Origin of the sequence: Ruegeria pomeroyi DSS-3, assembly GCF_000011965.2 — a bacterium.
Taxonomy (GTDB): domain Bacteria; phylum Pseudomonadota; class Alphaproteobacteria; order Rhodobacterales; family Rhodobacteraceae; genus Ruegeria_B; species Ruegeria_B pomeroyi.
Window position 1 is genome coordinate 3,590,390 of record NC_003911.12, and the last position, 16,116, is coordinate 3,606,505.

The window sequence follows — 16,116 nt, forward strand, 5'->3', positions numbered from 1 at the left end:
TCAGGTGCCTTCGCTCTCAATCGGCCTGTTCGAAGCGGACATCACCCCTGAAAGAAAGGCTGACAGCTGACGCATCAGTTCTGCCTCCGTCGCGGCCCTGTCCCGGGACTCTGACAAGGTCATCATCGCGCTCACCAACACGGCAAAAAGAGAGTCGGCCAAAAGACGCCGGTCAAAGCTGCCCAACAGGCCCGCGTCGGACAGGCGAGCCAGCGCAAGTTCCAGTTCCCCCATGGTGTGTGCGGAATCGAGCTCGCGCCAGCGTTGCCAGCCGAGAACGATGATCGCTTCTTGAATCGGCACTGCATTCAAGTGACGCAGACGCGCACAGCCTAGAAAGGCGCGGCATTTCTCCAGCGTGTCCTGCCAGGGATCACCGCTGGTACCGGCGGCCCGGACGATTGCGGCGACCTTGGCGGCCTGCTGTTCATAACAGGAGGCATAGAGCGCCTCCTTGCCCGAAAAATGATGATAGAGAGCGCCTTTGGTCGCACCGGCTCTGGCGGCGATATCCGAAAGCGAGGTTTTGGCAAAACCCTGCTGTGAAAACATCCGGGCTGCCGCGTCCAGCAAAAGCTGGCGCGTCGCGGCCGCGCTTTCTTCTCTGCGGTTTTGTGTTGGCATGTTTCTGCGCCGCGCTCCTTGATTCGCATACCAAAGGTATTTCAAATACCTCTGGTATGTCAAACTCCGAAGCTGCGCCGCATCACCCTCGGCGAATTGCGGACACCCATTCGGTAGGAAACCGCAAGACCCACAGAGATCAATACCGCAGGCAAAAGACACAACCGCGATTTAGCCCAGCCCAAAAAAGAAGCCCCGGCACAGGGCCGGGGCTTCCACTAGCGCGAGAAGAATTAGGCTTATTCCGCCTCAGAGGCTTCTTTCTTCTCCGGAACGATCTCTTCGCCGGTTTCCTGATCGACAACCTTCATCGACAGGCGCACCTTGCCGCGATCGTCAAAGCCCAAGAGCTTGACCTTCACTTCCTGGCCTTCCTTCAGAACGTCCGAGGGATGGTTCAGGCGGCGGTTTTCGATCTGGGACACATGCACCAGACCGTCGCGCTTGCCAAAGAAGTTCACGAAGGCGCCGAAATCGACGATCTTCACGACCTTGCCGGTATAGACCTGACCCTCTTCGGGCTCGGCCACGATGGACCAGATCATGTCATAGGCCTTCTTGATCGAGTCGCCGTTGGGCGAGGCGATCTTGATGATGCCATCGTCGTTGATGTCGACCTTGGCGCCCGACACTTCGACGATCTCGCGGATCACCTTGCCGCCCGAACCGATCACTTCGCGGATCTTGTCGGTGGGGATCTGCATGGTCTCGATGCGCGGTGCGTGGACCGAGAAGTCGGCAGCGCCGGACAGCGCCTTGTTCATCTCGGCCAGAATGTGCATCCGGCCATCCTTGGCCTGCGACAGGGCTTTCTCCATGATCTCGGGCGTGATGCCCGCGACCTTGATGTCCATCTGCAGCGAGGTGATGCCGTTTTCGGTGCCCGCCACCTTGAAGTCCATGTCACCCAGGTGGTCTTCGTCACCCAGGATGTCGGTCAGAACCGCATAAGAGCCGTCGTCTTCCAGGATCAGGCCCATGGCCACACCGGCAACGGCGGATTTCAGCGGCACGCCCGCATCCATCATCGACAGCGACCCGCCGCAGACCGATGCCATCGAGGACGAGCCGTTGGACTCGGTGATCTCGGACACCACGCGGATGGTATAGGGGAAGTCGGTCGGCGCCGGCAGCACCGCCTGAAGCGCGCGCCAGGCCAGTTTGCCATGGCCGATTTCGCGACGGCCGGGCGACCCCACGCGGCCAACCTCGCCCACCGAATAGGGGGGGAAGTTGTAATGCAGCAGGAAGTTGGATTTGAAGTTGCCGTGCAGCGCGTCGATGAACTGTTCGTCATCGCCGGTGCCCAGCGTGGTCACGACCAGACCCTGGGTCTCGCCCCGGGTGAACAGGGCAGACCCGTGGGTCCGCGGCAGCAGGCCGGTTTCGGCCACGATCGGACGCACGGTGGTGGTGTCACGTCCGTCGATCCGCTTGCCACCCTTGACCACGTCGCCGCGCAGAATGCCGGCTTCGAGTTTCTTCAGGGCCGAGCCGAGGTTGCCGTCTGCCAGCTGTTCCTCGGTCAGCGCGGCCTTGATGGCCTCGCGCGCGGCGGCTACGGCCGCGGTGCGCTCCTGCTTGTCGGTGATCGCGAACGCGGCGCGCATCTGCTCTTCACCGGCGGCTTTGACGGCGGCGTAGAGGTCGGAGTAATCCGGCGGGGTGAAATCGAACGGTTCCTTGGCGCATTGTTCGGCAAAGGAAACGATCAGGTCGACCACCGGCTGGATCTGTGCGTGCGCAAAGGTCACGGCGCCCAGCATCTCGGCCTCGGTCAGTTCATAGGCCTCGGATTCCACCATCATCACGGCGTCCTTGGTCCCGGCAACAACCAGGTCCAGACGCTGTTCGGGGTTCAGGCGCAGGTCCTGCATGTCGTCGACGGTCGGGTTCAGGACATATTCGCCATCGACATAGCCGACGCGGCAGCCTGCGATCGGGCCCATGAAGGGCACGCCCGAGATGGTCAGCGCAGCCGAAGCGGCGATCATCGCAACGATATCGGGATCGTTGACGAGGTCGTGCGAAAGCACGGTGCACATCACCAGCACTTCGTTCTTGAAGCCCGGCACGAACAGCGGGCGGATCGGACGGTCGATCAGACGCGCGGTCAGCGTCTCTTTCTCGGTCGGGCGCGCCTCGCGCTTGAAGAAACCGCCCGGCACCTTGCCGGCGGCATAGTATTTTTCCTGATAGTGAACCGTCAGGGGAAAGAAGTCCTGGCCCGGCTTCTGCTCACGGGCAAAGGTCACGTTGGCCATCACGCGGGTCTCGCCCAGGGTGGCGACCACCGAACCGTCGGCCTGACGGGCAATCTTGCCCGATTCCAGTGTCAGCGTTTCTTCGCCCCACTGCATCGATTTCGTCGTTACATCAAACATGTGCGTATCCTAGATGGGAGCACTCCCAGGCGTATCCCGGGTCTCCCGTTTCAATGGCGGCCCCATTGCCGCCGACCCCGTTATCATTTCCTTCACGGTGCCGGGGTCGGGGCACCACGTCTCAGATTTTGCGCCCATACATGAGTTTGGGCCGGATTAAAAGCGAAATGGCGCGCGCCACGGGATGCGGCGCGCGCCTTGGTGTCAACGGCTCAGACTGGGCGCACGATCAGTTGCGGCTGACCGTCCGAGGTGCAGTGGCTCGACCGGCCATCCCAGCCGATCACCCCGCTGACCCGTTGCCGCAGCGCCGAGAAACTGTCGAACCGGACCACATCAACGGGCTGGTCGAAATGCAGCGTGATGCGGCGGTGGCTGCCATCGCCCAGCAGTGTCAGACCGCGGATTTCGGCAGTGAAGGGCTGGCCCAGATAGGTTCCGCTTACCCGATCGCCAACGCTGAAACGCAGCCGGTTGCCTGCCCCGGCCACCAGCGTGTTCCAGTCACGGGCACCATGCTGGTGGGCGACAAGTTCCAGCGCCCGAGAATGGCTGACCGGGGTGCCAGCGGCATGCAGGTCATCGCGCAGGCGGCGGGCCTGCGTCTTGTACGCCTCGATGGGCGCGGTGGGTATTACATGTGTCATCATTGCCTCGTTTTCCAAAACGGGCGCATCAGAACGGACGGGGCTCGCATTGCCATCCATGCGCCGGGAAAGGGCAAGGATTGTCATCAAGCGGGTTTCACCATGGCCATGGGCCGCGAGCGGCAGGGAACCCGAACCTGGCGGTTAGATAGGGAGAGGACCCCGGCCTGTCAACAAGACCGCCGTGGAAGGCGTTTGATCCTACACAATTCATCACGGATTCTTTACTAAGTGCGAAAACCAAGAAGTTAATATTCATGATCACCACCCGCTTGCATGGCCGTCTTGGCAACCAGATGTTCCAATATGCCGCCGCGCGCGGCCTGGCCGCACGGCTGGGCACGCAAGTCGCATTGGACACCCGGTTGGCCGAGAGCCGCGGCGAGGGCGTGCTGACCCGGGTGTTCGACCTGGACCTGGCGCAGCCCGACCAGCTGCCGCCCCTGAAAGGTGACGGGCTCCTGCGCCATGGCGCCTGGCGGCTGCTGGGTCTGGCGCCCCGGTTCCGGCGCGAGCACGGACTGGGCTACAACGCCGCTATCGAGACCTGGGACGATGGCACCTATCTGCACGGCTATTGGCAGTCCGAACGCTATTTCGCCCATATCGCCGCGCGTATCCGCGCGGATTTCGCCTTTCCGGCCTTTTCCAACAGCCAGAACGCCGAAATGGCCGCACGGATCGGCGACACCGATGCCATCTCGCTGCATGTACGGCGGGGGGACTATGTGGCGCTGGCCGCTCATACGCTGTGCGACCAGCGCTATTACGCGGCGGCGCTGACCCGGCTGCTGGAAGGGGTCGCGGGCGACCCGGTGGTCTATTTGTTTTCGGACGACCCCGCCTGGGCCCGGGACAACCTGGCGCTGCCGGTTCAGAAGGTGGTGGTGGATTTCAACGGGCCCGAAACCGATTTCGAGGACATGCGCCTGATGAGCCTGTGCCGGCACAACATCATCGGCAATTCCTCGTTCTCGTGGTGGGCGGCCTGGCTGAATGCGCACCCGGGCAAGCGAATTGCCGCCCCCGCCAGCTGGTTCGGCGATGCGAAGCTGCACAATCCCGACCTCTTGCCGCCCGACTGGCTGAAGATCGAGGTCTGAGCGCGCCGCACACGCGCGGCGGGGGGGCGCTGCCCCCTGCCCCTCGGAGTATTTGCTGCAAAGTGAAGGGGGTAACGGCGTTTCAGAAGGGCGCGGGCGCGCGAAAGGTCATCGAACGACCGCTTTCGGGATGTTTGAGGCGCAGTTCCTCGGAATGCAGCATCAGGCGCGGAAAAGCCTGTGCGGCGCCGGTGGCATAGAACGGATCACCCAGGATAGGGTGACCCAGCGCCTGGCAATGCACCCGCAACTGATGCGACCGCCCTGTACGCGGCAGCAGACGCACGCGGGTGGTATCCCCTTCGTATCGCAGCACCCGCCAATCGGTGACGGCGGGCTTGCCGGTCTCGTGACAGACCATCTGGCGCGGCCGATTTGGCCAATCGACGATCAGCGGCAGATCGACGGTGCCCGTCTTCGGTTCCAGCCGCCCCCAAAGCCGCGCGACATAGGTCTTGCGGGTCTTGCGCTCTTCGAACTGGCGGCCAAGGTTACGCTGCGCATGGGGCGTTTGGGCAAAGACCATCACCCCCGATGTGTCCCGGTCCAGCCGATGCACCAGCAACGCGCCGGGAAAAGCAGCCTGCACCCGCGACAGCAGGCAATCGGCCAGATGCGCGCCGCGCCCCGGCACCGACAACAGACCGGCGGGCTTGTTCAGCACGATCAGTTCGGCATCCTCGTGGAGCACGTCCAGCGGGTCTTGGGGCGGATTGTAATCGTCACTCATGGCCGCATGCCCTAGCGCAGACGGCGGGTTCTCGCAACGTCGCGCTTGCGCCGCTGGGCAGGTGGCGCAAGGCTGCGCTCAAACCATCGAGAGGAGAACGCAGATGCACCCCACGATTGCACGGATGCAGGAGGTGGTGGCCAAGGGCGACGAAAGCCTGATCCACGCATTGCTGGCCGAGGATGTCCGCTTCATGCCGCCGACCTACTACAAGACCTGGACCGGGCGTGACCCGGTCGCCGCGGTTCTGGGCCATGTCGGGCAGGTGTTTTCCGAGTTCCGGTACCGCCGGATCATGGGCGAGGGCAAGGATTGGGCGCTGGAGTTCCAGTGCAAGGTCGGCGAACTGGATGCGGTCGGCGTCGACCTGATCACCCTCAACGAGGGCGGGCTGATCCAGGACTTCGAAGTGGTCATGCGCCCCTACAAGACCGTGGGCGCCCTGCGCGATGCGATGAACGCGCGGGTGATGACCGACGCGCGCTTCCTCAAGTATCGCGAGGCGCTCAGCTGATCGGGATCGACCAGATCCTGCGCCTGCCCCTGTTGCCGGTTCTGGCCGCGCAGGGGCTGGCGGTAAGGCGCAAGGCACAGCTCTTGCCCGAACCCGCGGGTCCGCGCACCGGCAGGGCGGGCAGCGGCCCGCAGTTGCGGTTGCTGATCGCGGGCGACAGCTCGGCCGCCGGGGTCGGCGCCGCGACCCAGGACGAGGCGCTGAGTGGCCGGCTGGTGGCGCGGCTGGCCGAGGAGTTTACGCTCGACTGGCGGCTTGAGGCGACAACCGGCCACACCACCCGCGACACGCTGGACCGGCTCACCCGTCTCGGCGGGCCGTTCGACATCGCCATCACGGCGCTGGGGGTCAACGATACCACGCGCGCCACCAGCGCGCGCGGATTCGCCCGGCGCCAGGCCGCACTGCTGGATCATCTGACAGGGCCACTTGGTGCGCGGATGGTCATCGTGACGGCGGTACCCGACATGGCCTTGTTTCCGGCCCTGCCGCAGCCGCTGGCCTGGGTGCTGGGAGCACAGGCACGTCGGCTCGACCATGCCTTGCAGCGGGTCGTGCAACGCTACCCGTCTGCGCTGCATCACCATCCGATCATCCCACCCGACCCGGCAATGGCAGCCCGCGATGGATATCACCCCAGCCCGCTGGCCTATGACCGCTGGGCCGAGGGGCTGGCCGCGCTGATCCGCGCTCAGGCCGTGCGGCGCATCTGCCGCAGCATCGGCACCGAATAGATCACCAGCGCGGCCCAGATCATCGGAAAGGCGATCATGCGGCCCCGGTCGATCTCTTCACCAAAGAGCGCTACGGCGCTGATGAAGATCATCGTGGGCGCGATGTATTGCAGGATACCCATGGTCGACAGGCGCACCAGCTTGGCCCCGTTGGCATAGAACAACAGCGGCACCGCCGTCACCACCCCTGCGCCGGCCAACAACAGACTGTCAGCCCCGAAGCCGCCGAAATGCCCCTGACCCTGCGCCATCAGCCAGAGGACATAGGCCAGCGCAAAGGGTGTCAGGATCAACACCTCCAGCAGGAACCCCTGGTTGGGGCCGATTGGCAGCGACCGCTTGAACAACGCATAAAACCCCCAGCTGAAGGTCAGGCCCAGCGCCGCCCAGGGCAGCTCTCCGGCCTGCACGATCAGCACCGCCACCCCTGCGGCAGCCAACAAGATGGCACCGATCTGCGCCCGGCTCAGCCGCTCTCCCAGGAACAGCCCCGCCAGTGCGATGCTGAACAGCGGATTGATGTAATATCCAAGCGCCGCGTCCAACGCCCGGCCATTGTTGATCGACCAGACATAGATCGCCCAGTTGACCGAGATCAGCGCCGCGGTCAGACAGGCCATGCCCAGCATGCGCGGATTACGCAGTGCCGCGCGCAGATCGCGGGTCCGCCCCAGCGCCACCAGCAGCGCCCCGGCCACCGGCACCGACCAGATCACCCGATGCGCCACCACTTCGATCGACGGAACATGCGCCAGCAACTTCATGTAAAGCGGCAGAAACCCCCACAGCAGATAGGCGGTGATCGCCAGCGCCAGCCCCTTGGGCGTGTCCACATTCTCGGGCCGCTGATCGCTCATCTCGCATTCTCCTCTGCGCGCCCGTTGTGAACAGGCAAGACAGGAAAGGAAAGCCTCTTATCGGTGAACCGAGCCATCAAGACCCGTGATATCGCGCCTTCCTCTTGCCCGAAACATCCCGGAGCGCGAGGCAGCGCCTCGCATCCAGCGCGGAATGCGCGGCACCAACAAAGCGCGCCGCAGGCGCTCCTTTTGGCAGAACGCTAGACCTTCACCCGCTCGGATTTCGGATCATACATCGGAGCAAGCGAGGCCTCTGCACGGACACGGGTGCCCATCACGTCGATCTCATAGGTCGAGGCCAGAACATCCGCCGCGCTTTCGCCCTCGCAGGGGACATAGCCCATGCCGATGGCGCTGCCCAGATGGTGGCCATAGGCGCCCGAGCTGAGATAGCCGACGATCTGACCGTCCCTGAGCAGCGGCTCGTTGTGATAGAGCAGCGGTTCGGGATCGGTCAGGCGGAACTGAACCATGCGGGTCTTGAGCCCCTCGTCTTTCTTGCGCAGCACGGCGTCGCGACCGATGAAATCGGGCTTGTCGGTCTTGACGGCAAAACCCAGGCCCGCCTCCAACACGTGATCCTCGGGCGTGATGTCATGGCCGAAATGGCGGAACGCCTTTTCGATCCGGCAGCAATCCATCACATGCATGCCGCAGAGCTTCATGCCCAGATCCTGACCCGCCTCGAACAGGGTTTCAAACGCGTGGCCCGCCATGTCGGAAGAGACGTAGATTTCCCACCCGAGTTCACCCACATAAGTCACGCGGTGGACGCGGGCGAGGCCCATGCCCAGTTCGATCTCCTGCGCGGTGCCAAAGGGGTTCACGTCGTTGGAGAAGTCGTTCGGGCTGACCCGCGCCATCAGTTCGCGCGCCTTCGGCCCCATCACCGCCAGCACACCCTCGCCTGCGGTCACATCGGTGATCACCACGCGGAAATCGCCCACGAGGCGCATCATCCGGGTCTGGTCGGCATAGCGGGTGGCGGCAGGGGTGACGACCAGATAGGCGGTCTCGCTCAGGCGGGTGACGGTAACGTCGGCCTCGATCCCGCCATTCACGTTCAGGAACTGGGTATAGACGATGCGGCCCACCGGCACGTCGAACTGACCGCCCGCGATATGGTTGAGATAGGCGGTGGCATCCGGCCCCTCGACGCGGATCTTGCCGAAGGAGGACATGTCATACATGCCCAGCCCGGTGCGGATCGCCTTGTGTTCCTCGGCCACGTTGTCAAAGAAGTTCTGCCGCCGCCAGCTATAGCGGTATTCGCGTTCCTGATCCGGGCGCGCGTACCAGTTGGCGCGCTCCCAGCCCGCCAATTCGCCGAACACTGCGCCATTTGCTTTCAGGTGCTCATGGAACGGGGTGCGGCGCACCCCGCGCGAGGTGGCTTTCTGGCGGTAGGGGAAGTGATCGGCATAGAGCAGGCCCAGCGTCTCGGTCGAGCGTTCGACAAGATAGCGCTTGTTGCCCTGAAACGGCTGCATGCGGGCAATGTCGACATCGCCCAGGTCAAAGGGTTTCTCGCCGCTGTCCATCCACTGGCTGAGCGCATGGCCCGCACCACCCGCCGACTGGATCCCGATCGAGTTGAACCCGGCGGCGACCCAGACATTGTCCATCTCGGGCGCAAGGCCAAGGTGATAGGCGTCGTCGGGGGTAAAGCTTTCGGGTCCGTTGAAGAAAGTGTGAATACCCGCGCTGCCCAGCATCGGCATGCGGTTCACGGCGGCCTCTAGGATGGGTTCGAAATGGTCGAAGTCCTCGGGCAGCTGGTCGAACTCGAATGTGTCGGGGATGCCGTCCATGCCCCAGGGTTTCGATTTCGGCTCAAACGCGCCCAGCATCATCTTGCCGGCGTCTTCCTTGTAATAGGCGCATTCGTCGGGGACGCGCAGAACCGGCATCTGGGTCAGGCCCTGGATGGGTTCCGAGACGATGTAGAAATGTTCGCAGGCTTGCAGCGGCACGTTGATGCCCGCCATGCGGCCCACCTGATGGCCCCACATGCCGGCGCAGTTCACGATCATCTCGCAGGCGATATGGCCCTGTTCGCTGCCATCATCGCTGATCCAGTCGACGCCGGTGACCCGGCGGCCCTGTTTCGCGATGCCGGTGACCTTGATCCGTTCCTTGACCACGGCGCCGCGTTGGCGGGCGCCCTTGGCCAGGGCCAGCGCGATATTGGCCGGGTCGGCCTGACCATCGGTCGGCAGCCAAACACCGCCGGTGACACCATCGAGGTTGATGTGCTGATAGCGTTCCTTGACCTCGGCGGGCGACAGTTCCTCGACCGGGACGCCAAAGGCGCGGGCCATGGCCGCGTTACGATAGAGTTCCTCCAGCCGTTCACCCGTCAGCGCGACCGAGACCGAACCCACCTGCCGCATGCCGGTGGCAACGCCGGTTTCGGCCTCAAGCCCCATGTAGAGCTCGGCCGAGTAGCGGGCGAGCTTGGTCATGTTGGAACTGGCGCGCAGCTGGCCGATCAGGCCCGCGGCATGCCAGGTGGTGCCCGAGGTGAGCTGTTTGCGCTCCAGCAGCACCACGTCTTTCCAGCCGAGCTTGGTCAGGTGATAGGCGACCGAGCAGCCGACGACGCCGCCGCCGATGATGACCACGCGGGCCTGGGTGGGAAGATCAGCCATCTATGTCTCCACAACTTGCGATTTGCCCGACAATGGCACGGCCGGACGACAGGAAATCCATCAAAAACGTCATGGCAGCGGTGAAAATCACCGCTGCGCGGCGGCGCGTTTCTGCCGCCGCAGCACAAAGGGGGTGATGCCGTAGAAACTCTTGTACACCGCCGAGAATCCGTTTGGGAAACCACAGGCCAGCCCCACTTCGCGCACGCTCATCGCGGTGTTCAAAAGCAGGGTATTGGCCTTGGCCAGCCGCATCTCGCGATAGAAGTTGTTTGGCGTGGTGCCCAGATAGGTCTTGAACTTGCGCTCCAGCGAGCGGTTCGACAGGCCCAGCGCCGCCACGATCTCTCCGATCGGCAGCGGATCCTCGATATTGGCCTGCATCATCTTGATGCACTGATCCAGCGCCTCATCCCCTGTCGAGGTGGTCTTGACCCCGGAAAACGGCTGCATGGTGGCAAAGTCGCGGATATGTTCGTGCAGCATGATATCAGCAACGGTCATCTTGGCGGGCCCCGAGATATGCCGCCCGATCACCGACAGAACCACATCGACGGTGGCGCCCATGCCTGCGCAGGTCACCACCGGCCCCTGCTGCGTCGCCAGCGAGAAGGTCGCATCGAAGCGCGCGCCCCGCTCGCGCAGAAAGGCAGCGTTTTCCCAATGGGTGGCCAGATCGGCGGTGCCGCGTTCGTTGATATAGCGGCTGGCGGCTTCGGCCAGCAGAAACACCTGCGCCCCGCGAAAGGTGTAATCCTTGACGACGCGGCCCAGCGACAATTCGGGCTGGTCGGGGTCGGAATTGCCGATGACGAACAGATAGTCCGCCCGTGGCGGGGTCGGCACCCGCTCGGTCGCGACCACGGCGCCGCTGCTGCTTTCGATCAGACCGCCGCGCAGGGATCGGTAGGTATAGGCAAAGGGCGGGTTGGGACAGACCCGGTTGGCGATCCGCAGCACATCGACCAAAGCGGCCAGTTCGGTCAGCACGAAACCGGGTGCGACGATGATATCGAACTGTTTTTGCCGGGTCTCGGCCTTGACCAGTTTCAGCATTGTTTCGGCCCCCATGTGCCGCACTCCTCAGACGATACGATGCCCCGCCGCGCGCAGGCGACGGGCCAGATGCGCAATGTGGTCGGGGCCGACCTCGCAACAGCCGCCAACGATGGTGGCGCTCTGGTCGACCCAACCCAGGGCGAAATCGGCATAGGCCTCGGGCGTCAGGTCGACGCGAGCGGTGAGCGCCTCGACCGTGGGGCGGGATTCGAGGAACGCCTCGGTGATGCGGGTGAAGCCGTTGGCATAGGCCCCAAAAGGCAGACCGAAGCCCGCGATGATGTCGAGCGCGGCAGCCACAGCCTCGGGGCGGGAGCAGTTCACCAGCACCGCCTGAGGTTGGTATTGTTTGACGATAGCGGCCAGCTCGCCCACCCCCTCGCCCGAGCGCAGGCGGCTGCCATCGTCATCCATCACGGTGACCGACAGCCAGACGGGTTTGGTGCCCAGGGACGCACCCCTCAGCGCGCCCTCAGCCTGGGCGACCGAAGCGGCGGTTTCGATCAGGAACAGATCGACCCGGTCGTTCATCGCGCGCACGCTGTCGGCATAAAGCGCCTCGGCCTCTTCTGGCGGCGGGCAAATGTCGGGGCGGTAGGAGGCGCCGAGCGGCCCCAGCGCGCCCGCGATGCGGCCCGATCCATGCGCGGCGCGGGCGGATTCGGCCTGGTCCAGCGCGGTGTCGATCAGCGCCTCGAACCGGTCACCGATCCCGGCGGGCTCCAGCCGGTCGCGCAGCACCGCATAGGTGTTGGTGGTGGCGATGGTGGCGCCCGCGTCGAAATAGTCGCGATGCACGGCGCCGACGTGATAGGGCGCTTCGAGCATGACCGAGGTGGACCAGAGCGGCGTCGGGCGCTTGCCCGCGCGTTTGACAAGTTCCTGGCCGATGGAGCCATCAAGCAGGGTGATGTCGGTCATGGGTGCTCCTGTGGGGGGATGAGGACGATTTTGCCGGGCAGGCGTTTGGTCATGAACTCGGCCTGTGCCTGGGCGATCTGATCGAGCGGAAAGGTGGCCGAAACCAGAGGGCGGATGGCGCCTGCGTTGATCAGGGCGATCAGGTCGGCAAAGATCTCGCGCGGCTGGTAGGTGGCGCCGTGAATGGTGATGTCGGGCAGGTAGATCTGGCGCAGATCGGCACTGACCATCGGCCCGGCGATGGCGCCCGAGACGGCATAGTGCCCGCCGGGTTTCAGGGCGCGGATCAGGTCGGGCCAGAGCGGGCCGCCGACCACGTCGATCACCCGGTCGAATTGGGCGGGCGGAGGCGTGTCGTCGCGGCCCAGGATGGTTGTCGCCCCGGCGGCGGTGACGGCCTCGGCCTTGGCGGGCGCGGTCATCGCGGTGACGGTCGCCCCCAGATGCGCGGCCAGTTGCACGGCGGCGAGCCCCACGCCCCCCGAGGCGCCGGTGATCAGCACCGCATCCCCCGGCCCCACGCCGCAGCGCGCCAGCAGGTTCCAGGCGGTGCCATAGGCGCAGGGCATGGCGGCGATTTCGATGTCCGAGAGCGGCGAGGCGGTGACGTCGAAGAGGTCATCCGCGTAGAGCAGACAGTATTCGGCGAAGGCGCCGTCCAGCTCCGAGCCCAGCGCCACGAAGCCAAAGGGGTTGTCGGGTGTCGGGCGCGGCAGGTTGATCTGGCAGGTGACGCGCTGGCCGGTGGCCCAGCCGGTCACGCCCGCGCCCAGCGCCACGATGCGCCCGCAGAGGTCGCCCCCCTGGATACGGGGGAAGCTGAGTGCCCCGGCCCAGCCGCCCGCCTCGCCCGTCTCGCCGCTGTCGGTGGCGCCGGTGACATCCGAGGAATACCAGCCGATCCGGGTGTTGACGTCGGTGTTGTTGACCCCGGCGGCCTGCACCCGGACCAGAACCTGCCCCGGCCCGGGGGCCGGGACGGGAATGTCATCGCGCCACGCCAGCGCCTCTGGCCCGCCATGGCGGGTCAGATAAACGCCGGACATGGTGGCGGGGATGGTCATGCGCGCAGCCGCTCGTTCTCCGGATCCCAGAGCGGGGCGTCGGGCTGCACCACGGCGCGGCATTTCTGCCCGTAGATCTCGACCTCCAACTCGGTGCCCGGCACCGCCAGATCGGCGCGCACCATGCCCAGCGCCACGCTGGCGTTGATACGATACCCCCAGGCGCCCGAGGTGGTCTCGCCCACGATCTGCCCGTCATGCCAGAGGCAGGACATATAGGGCGCGTCGCAATCTCCGGCCTCGACCAGCAGGGTGACAAAGCTCTTCTTCACCCCGCGCTGTTTCTCGGCCAGGATCGCGGCCTTGCCCGGGAAATCCTGTGGCTTGTCGAGCTTGACGAAGCGCTCCAACCCGCCTTCGAGCATCGAGTAATCGGTCGACAGGTCGCCCTTCCACGCGCGATAGCCCTTTTCGAGGCGAAGGGAGTTCAGCGCCCACATGCCAAAGGGCTTGGCCCCGGCACCAAGGAGCGCGTCATAGATCGCGGGCATGTGTTCGTTGAGCGCGTGCACCTCCCAACCCAGTTCCCCGGCAAAGGAGACCCGGATCAGAAAGGCGGGTTGACCCGCGACGGTGGCGGCCTGATGCGTCAGCCAGCCTTGCGACAGGTCGGCATCGGACAGGCCCGCAAGAATCTCGCGCGATTTCGGGCCGGTAACGATCAGCGTGTCGCGGGTGGTGGTCACATCCTCGACCGTGACACCTGCGGGCATGGCGCCCAGCAGGATGTCGCGGTCGTGCCACTGCGCGGTGGCCGCCGTGATCATCACGAACTCGTCCTCACCCAGGCGGATGCAGGACATCTCGGTCAGGATGCGGCCCCTGCTTTCAGAGATGTAGACGAGGTTCATCCGCCCCACCTTGGGCAGGCCGCCGGTGATCAGGCCGCGCAGCGCCTCGGCGGCACCTGCGCCCTTGACCAGGAAGCGCGAGAAACCGGGCAGGTCGAGCACGCCGCAATGGTCGCGCACGGCCTGACATTCCTCCTTGATCCGCTGCTCCCACGGGCCCGAGCGGCCCCAGGTGTGGGTGCTTTCCTCGGACGTGTCATCGCCCGGCTGCGCGAACCAGTTGGCGCGTTCCCAGCCGTTATAGACACCCATGACGCCGCCCTGCGCCTTGACCCTGTCATGCACGGGCGAGAGTTTCCTGTCGGGGGCTGCGGGCCAGCGATGCCAGGGGAAGTGCATGGCATATTCGTTGCCATAGACCTCCATCCCCTTTTGCACGCAGTAGTCGTGATCGGTGTAATCGGTATAGCGGCGCGGATCGCAGGACCACATGTCCCATTCGGTCTGACCATCGACGATCCATTCCGCCAGCACCTTGCCCGCGCCGCCGCCCTGGGCGATGCCGAAGGTGAAGACGCAGGCCTCGAAGGCGTTTTTCACGCCGGGCATCGGGCCGATCAGCGGCAGCCCGTCGGGGGCATAGGGGATCGGGCCGTTGATGATGCGGCTGACACCTGCAGTGGCGGTGACGGGCACGCGTTCCATCGCGTCGGCGACGATATCGGCGATCCGGTCCAGATCGTCGGACCAGAGCTGGAAGCTGAAGTCATCGGGCATCGGGTCGCTGTCCACATCCCAATGGGCACGGCAGTTGGGTTCGTAAGGGCCAATATTGATGCCGTTCTTTTCCTGCCGCAGGTAATAGGACACGTCCACATCGCGCAGCAGAGGCAGCTTGCGGCCGTTCTCCTTGGACCAGGCCTCAAGCTCGGGGATCTGTTCGGTCAGCAGGTACTGGTGGCTCATCACCATCATCGGAACGGTGCGCCCGCCATAGGGCTTGAACCATTCGCCGACGCGCTGAGCATAGTAACCGGCGGCGTTGACCACATAGTCACACGCGATATCGCCCTTGTCGGTATGCACGATCCAGCTGCCGTCATCCTGCTGGGTGACGCCGGTCGCAGGGCAGAAGCGGATGATCTTGGCGCCCATGTCGCGGGCGCCCTTGGCCAATGCCTGAGTCAGCTGCGCCGGGTCGATATCGCCATCGGTCGGATCGTAGAGCGCCCCGGCCATGTCATGGGTTTCCAGGAAAGGATAACGCGCCTTGGCCTCGTCGGGCGTCAGCATCTCCATCTTGATGCCCTGATAACGGCCCATGGCGCAGGCGCGCTCGAACTCCTGCATGCGCTCGCGCGTATGCGCCAGCCGGATCGAGCCGGTCTGGTGATAGTTCATCGGATAATCGACTTCTTCGCCCAGACGGCTGTAAAGCTCGGTCGAGTAACGCTGCATGTTCATGATCGACCACGAGGTCGAAAAGGTCGGCACGTTGCCGGCGGCATGCCAGGTGGAGCCCGCGGTCAGCTCGTTCTTTTCCAGCAGAACGCAATCGGTCCAGCCCCTCTTGGCCAGGTGATAGAGCGAGGAAACCCCCACCACACCGCCGCCGATGATGACCACGCGGGCCTTGTTGGGAAAATCGGACATGTTCACTCCCTAGTCCTTGTGCGGCGCATCGTCCGCGATGTCGTAATAATCGCCCTTGCCGGCGACAAAGATGTGCTTGGTCAGGCGCAGGCCGGTGGGGCCATCGACGGAGCCCAGCGAAAAGCTGATCGTGTCTTCGTCATTGGCCTTCCAGAACAGGAACGAGCCGCAGCGGGCGCAGAAGCCGCGTTTGGCGGTGTCGCTGGCGGCAAACCAGCTGACCGGGCCGGTGATCGTCAGGTCGGCCTCGGGTACGAAAGCCGAGGACCAGACGCCGCCCGATTGCCGCCGGCACTGGCCGCAATGGCACATCGAGGCGCCCTGCGGCGCGGCCTCGGTCGTGTAGCGGATGTCGCCGCACAGGCAGGACCCTTTGATCAT

The 16,116-nt window shown here is 64.7% G+C and carries 14 protein-coding genes; 3 read left to right on the forward strand and 11 right to left on the reverse strand.

Annotated features, from left to right (window positions below; all coding sequences use genetic code 11):
* The 3 genes from SPO_RS17160 to SPO_RS17170 all read right to left on the reverse strand — a co-directional run bounded on the left by SPO_RS17160 (position 1) and on the right by SPO_RS17170 (position 3,655).
* Positions 1-669 (reverse strand): TetR/AcrR family transcriptional regulator, encoded by a 669-nt coding sequence (locus SPO_RS17160; RefSeq protein WP_158454187.1) that lies wholly within the window; start codon positions 667-669, stop codon positions 1-3.
* Between the two features lie 194 nt (positions 670-863).
* A complete protein-coding gene (gene pnp / locus SPO_RS17165) occupies positions 864-3,008 on the reverse strand; it encodes a polyribonucleotide nucleotidyltransferase (RefSeq protein WP_011049072.1) in 2,145 nt (714 codons plus the stop codon).
* A gap of 212 nt (positions 3,009-3,220) precedes the next feature.
* Entirely contained in the window at positions 3,221-3,655 is a 435-nt protein-coding gene (locus tag SPO_RS17170) for a glyoxalase superfamily protein (RefSeq protein ID WP_322786978.1), read from the reverse strand.
* A 257-nt stretch (positions 3,656-3,912) separates the two neighbouring features.
* Here SPO_RS17170 and SPO_RS17175 point away from each other — a divergent pair, with 257 nt between their 5' ends.
* On the forward strand, positions 3,913-4,758 hold the full coding sequence (locus tag SPO_RS17175; RefSeq protein ID WP_011049074.1) for an alpha-1,2-fucosyltransferase: 846 nt from the start codon (positions 3,913-3,915) through the stop codon (positions 4,756-4,758).
* Between the two features lie 82 nt (positions 4,759-4,840).
* Here SPO_RS17175 and SPO_RS17180 read toward each other — a convergent pair whose 3' ends face one another.
* Positions 4,841-5,488, reverse strand: a complete 648-nt coding sequence (locus SPO_RS17180; protein ID WP_011049075.1) for an RluA family pseudouridine synthase — start codon at positions 5,486-5,488, stop codon at positions 4,841-4,843.
* A gap of 103 nt (positions 5,489-5,591) precedes the next feature.
* On the opposite strand from SPO_RS17180, the gene SPO_RS17185 reads away from it, so the two are divergent.
* Entirely contained in the window at positions 5,592-6,002 is a 411-nt protein-coding gene (locus SPO_RS17185; protein ID WP_011049076.1) for a nuclear transport factor 2 family protein, read from the forward strand.
* 32 nt (positions 6,003-6,034) lie between these two features.
* Entirely contained in the window at positions 6,035-6,736 is a 702-nt protein-coding gene (locus SPO_RS17190; protein ID WP_011049077.1) for an SGNH/GDSL hydrolase family protein, read from the forward strand.
* Here SPO_RS17190 and rarD read toward each other — a convergent pair.
* The 7 genes from rarD to SPO_RS17220 all read right to left on the reverse strand — a co-directional run bounded on the left by rarD (position 6,694) and on the right by SPO_RS17220 (position 16,116).
* Positions 6,694-7,593 carry an EamA family transporter RarD gene (gene rarD, locus SPO_RS22310; RefSeq protein ID WP_011049078.1) on the reverse strand — a complete coding sequence of 300 codons (900 nt, stop codon included), beginning with the start codon at positions 7,591-7,593 and terminating at the stop codon, positions 6,694-6,696. The genes SPO_RS17190 and rarD overlap by 43 nt on opposite strands.
* 203 nt (positions 7,594-7,796) lie before the next feature.
* Complete coding sequence (locus SPO_RS17195) at positions 7,797-10,247, reverse strand: GcvT family protein (RefSeq protein WP_011049079.1); 2,451 nt, start codon at positions 10,245-10,247, stop codon at positions 7,797-7,799.
* Between the two features lie 87 nt (positions 10,248-10,334).
* The gene (locus tag SPO_RS17200; protein ID WP_051420397.1) at positions 10,335-11,318 is read right to left on the reverse strand and encodes a GlxA family transcriptional regulator; all 984 of its coding nucleotides are present in this window, start codon (positions 11,316-11,318) and stop codon (positions 10,335-10,337) included.
* 12 nt (positions 11,319-11,330) lie between these two features.
* Positions 11,331-12,227 (reverse strand): homocysteine S-methyltransferase family protein, encoded by an 897-nt coding sequence (locus SPO_RS17205; protein ID WP_011049081.1) that lies wholly within the window; start codon positions 12,225-12,227, stop codon positions 11,331-11,333.
* Positions 12,224-13,291, reverse strand: coding sequence for an alcohol dehydrogenase family protein (locus SPO_RS17210; protein WP_011049082.1), 1,068 nt, complete (start codon positions 13,289-13,291; stop codon positions 12,224-12,226). The genes SPO_RS17205 and SPO_RS17210 overlap by 4 nt, the downstream gene beginning before the upstream one ends.
* Positions 13,288-15,735, reverse strand: a complete 2,448-nt coding sequence (locus SPO_RS17215; protein ID WP_011049083.1) for a GcvT family protein — start codon at positions 15,733-15,735, stop codon at positions 13,288-13,290. The genes SPO_RS17210 and SPO_RS17215 overlap by 4 nt, the downstream gene beginning before the upstream one ends.
* A gap of 9 nt (positions 15,736-15,744) precedes the next feature.
* Positions 15,745-16,116, reverse strand: a complete 372-nt coding sequence (locus SPO_RS17220; RefSeq protein ID WP_011049084.1) for a GFA family protein — start codon at positions 16,114-16,116, stop codon at positions 15,745-15,747.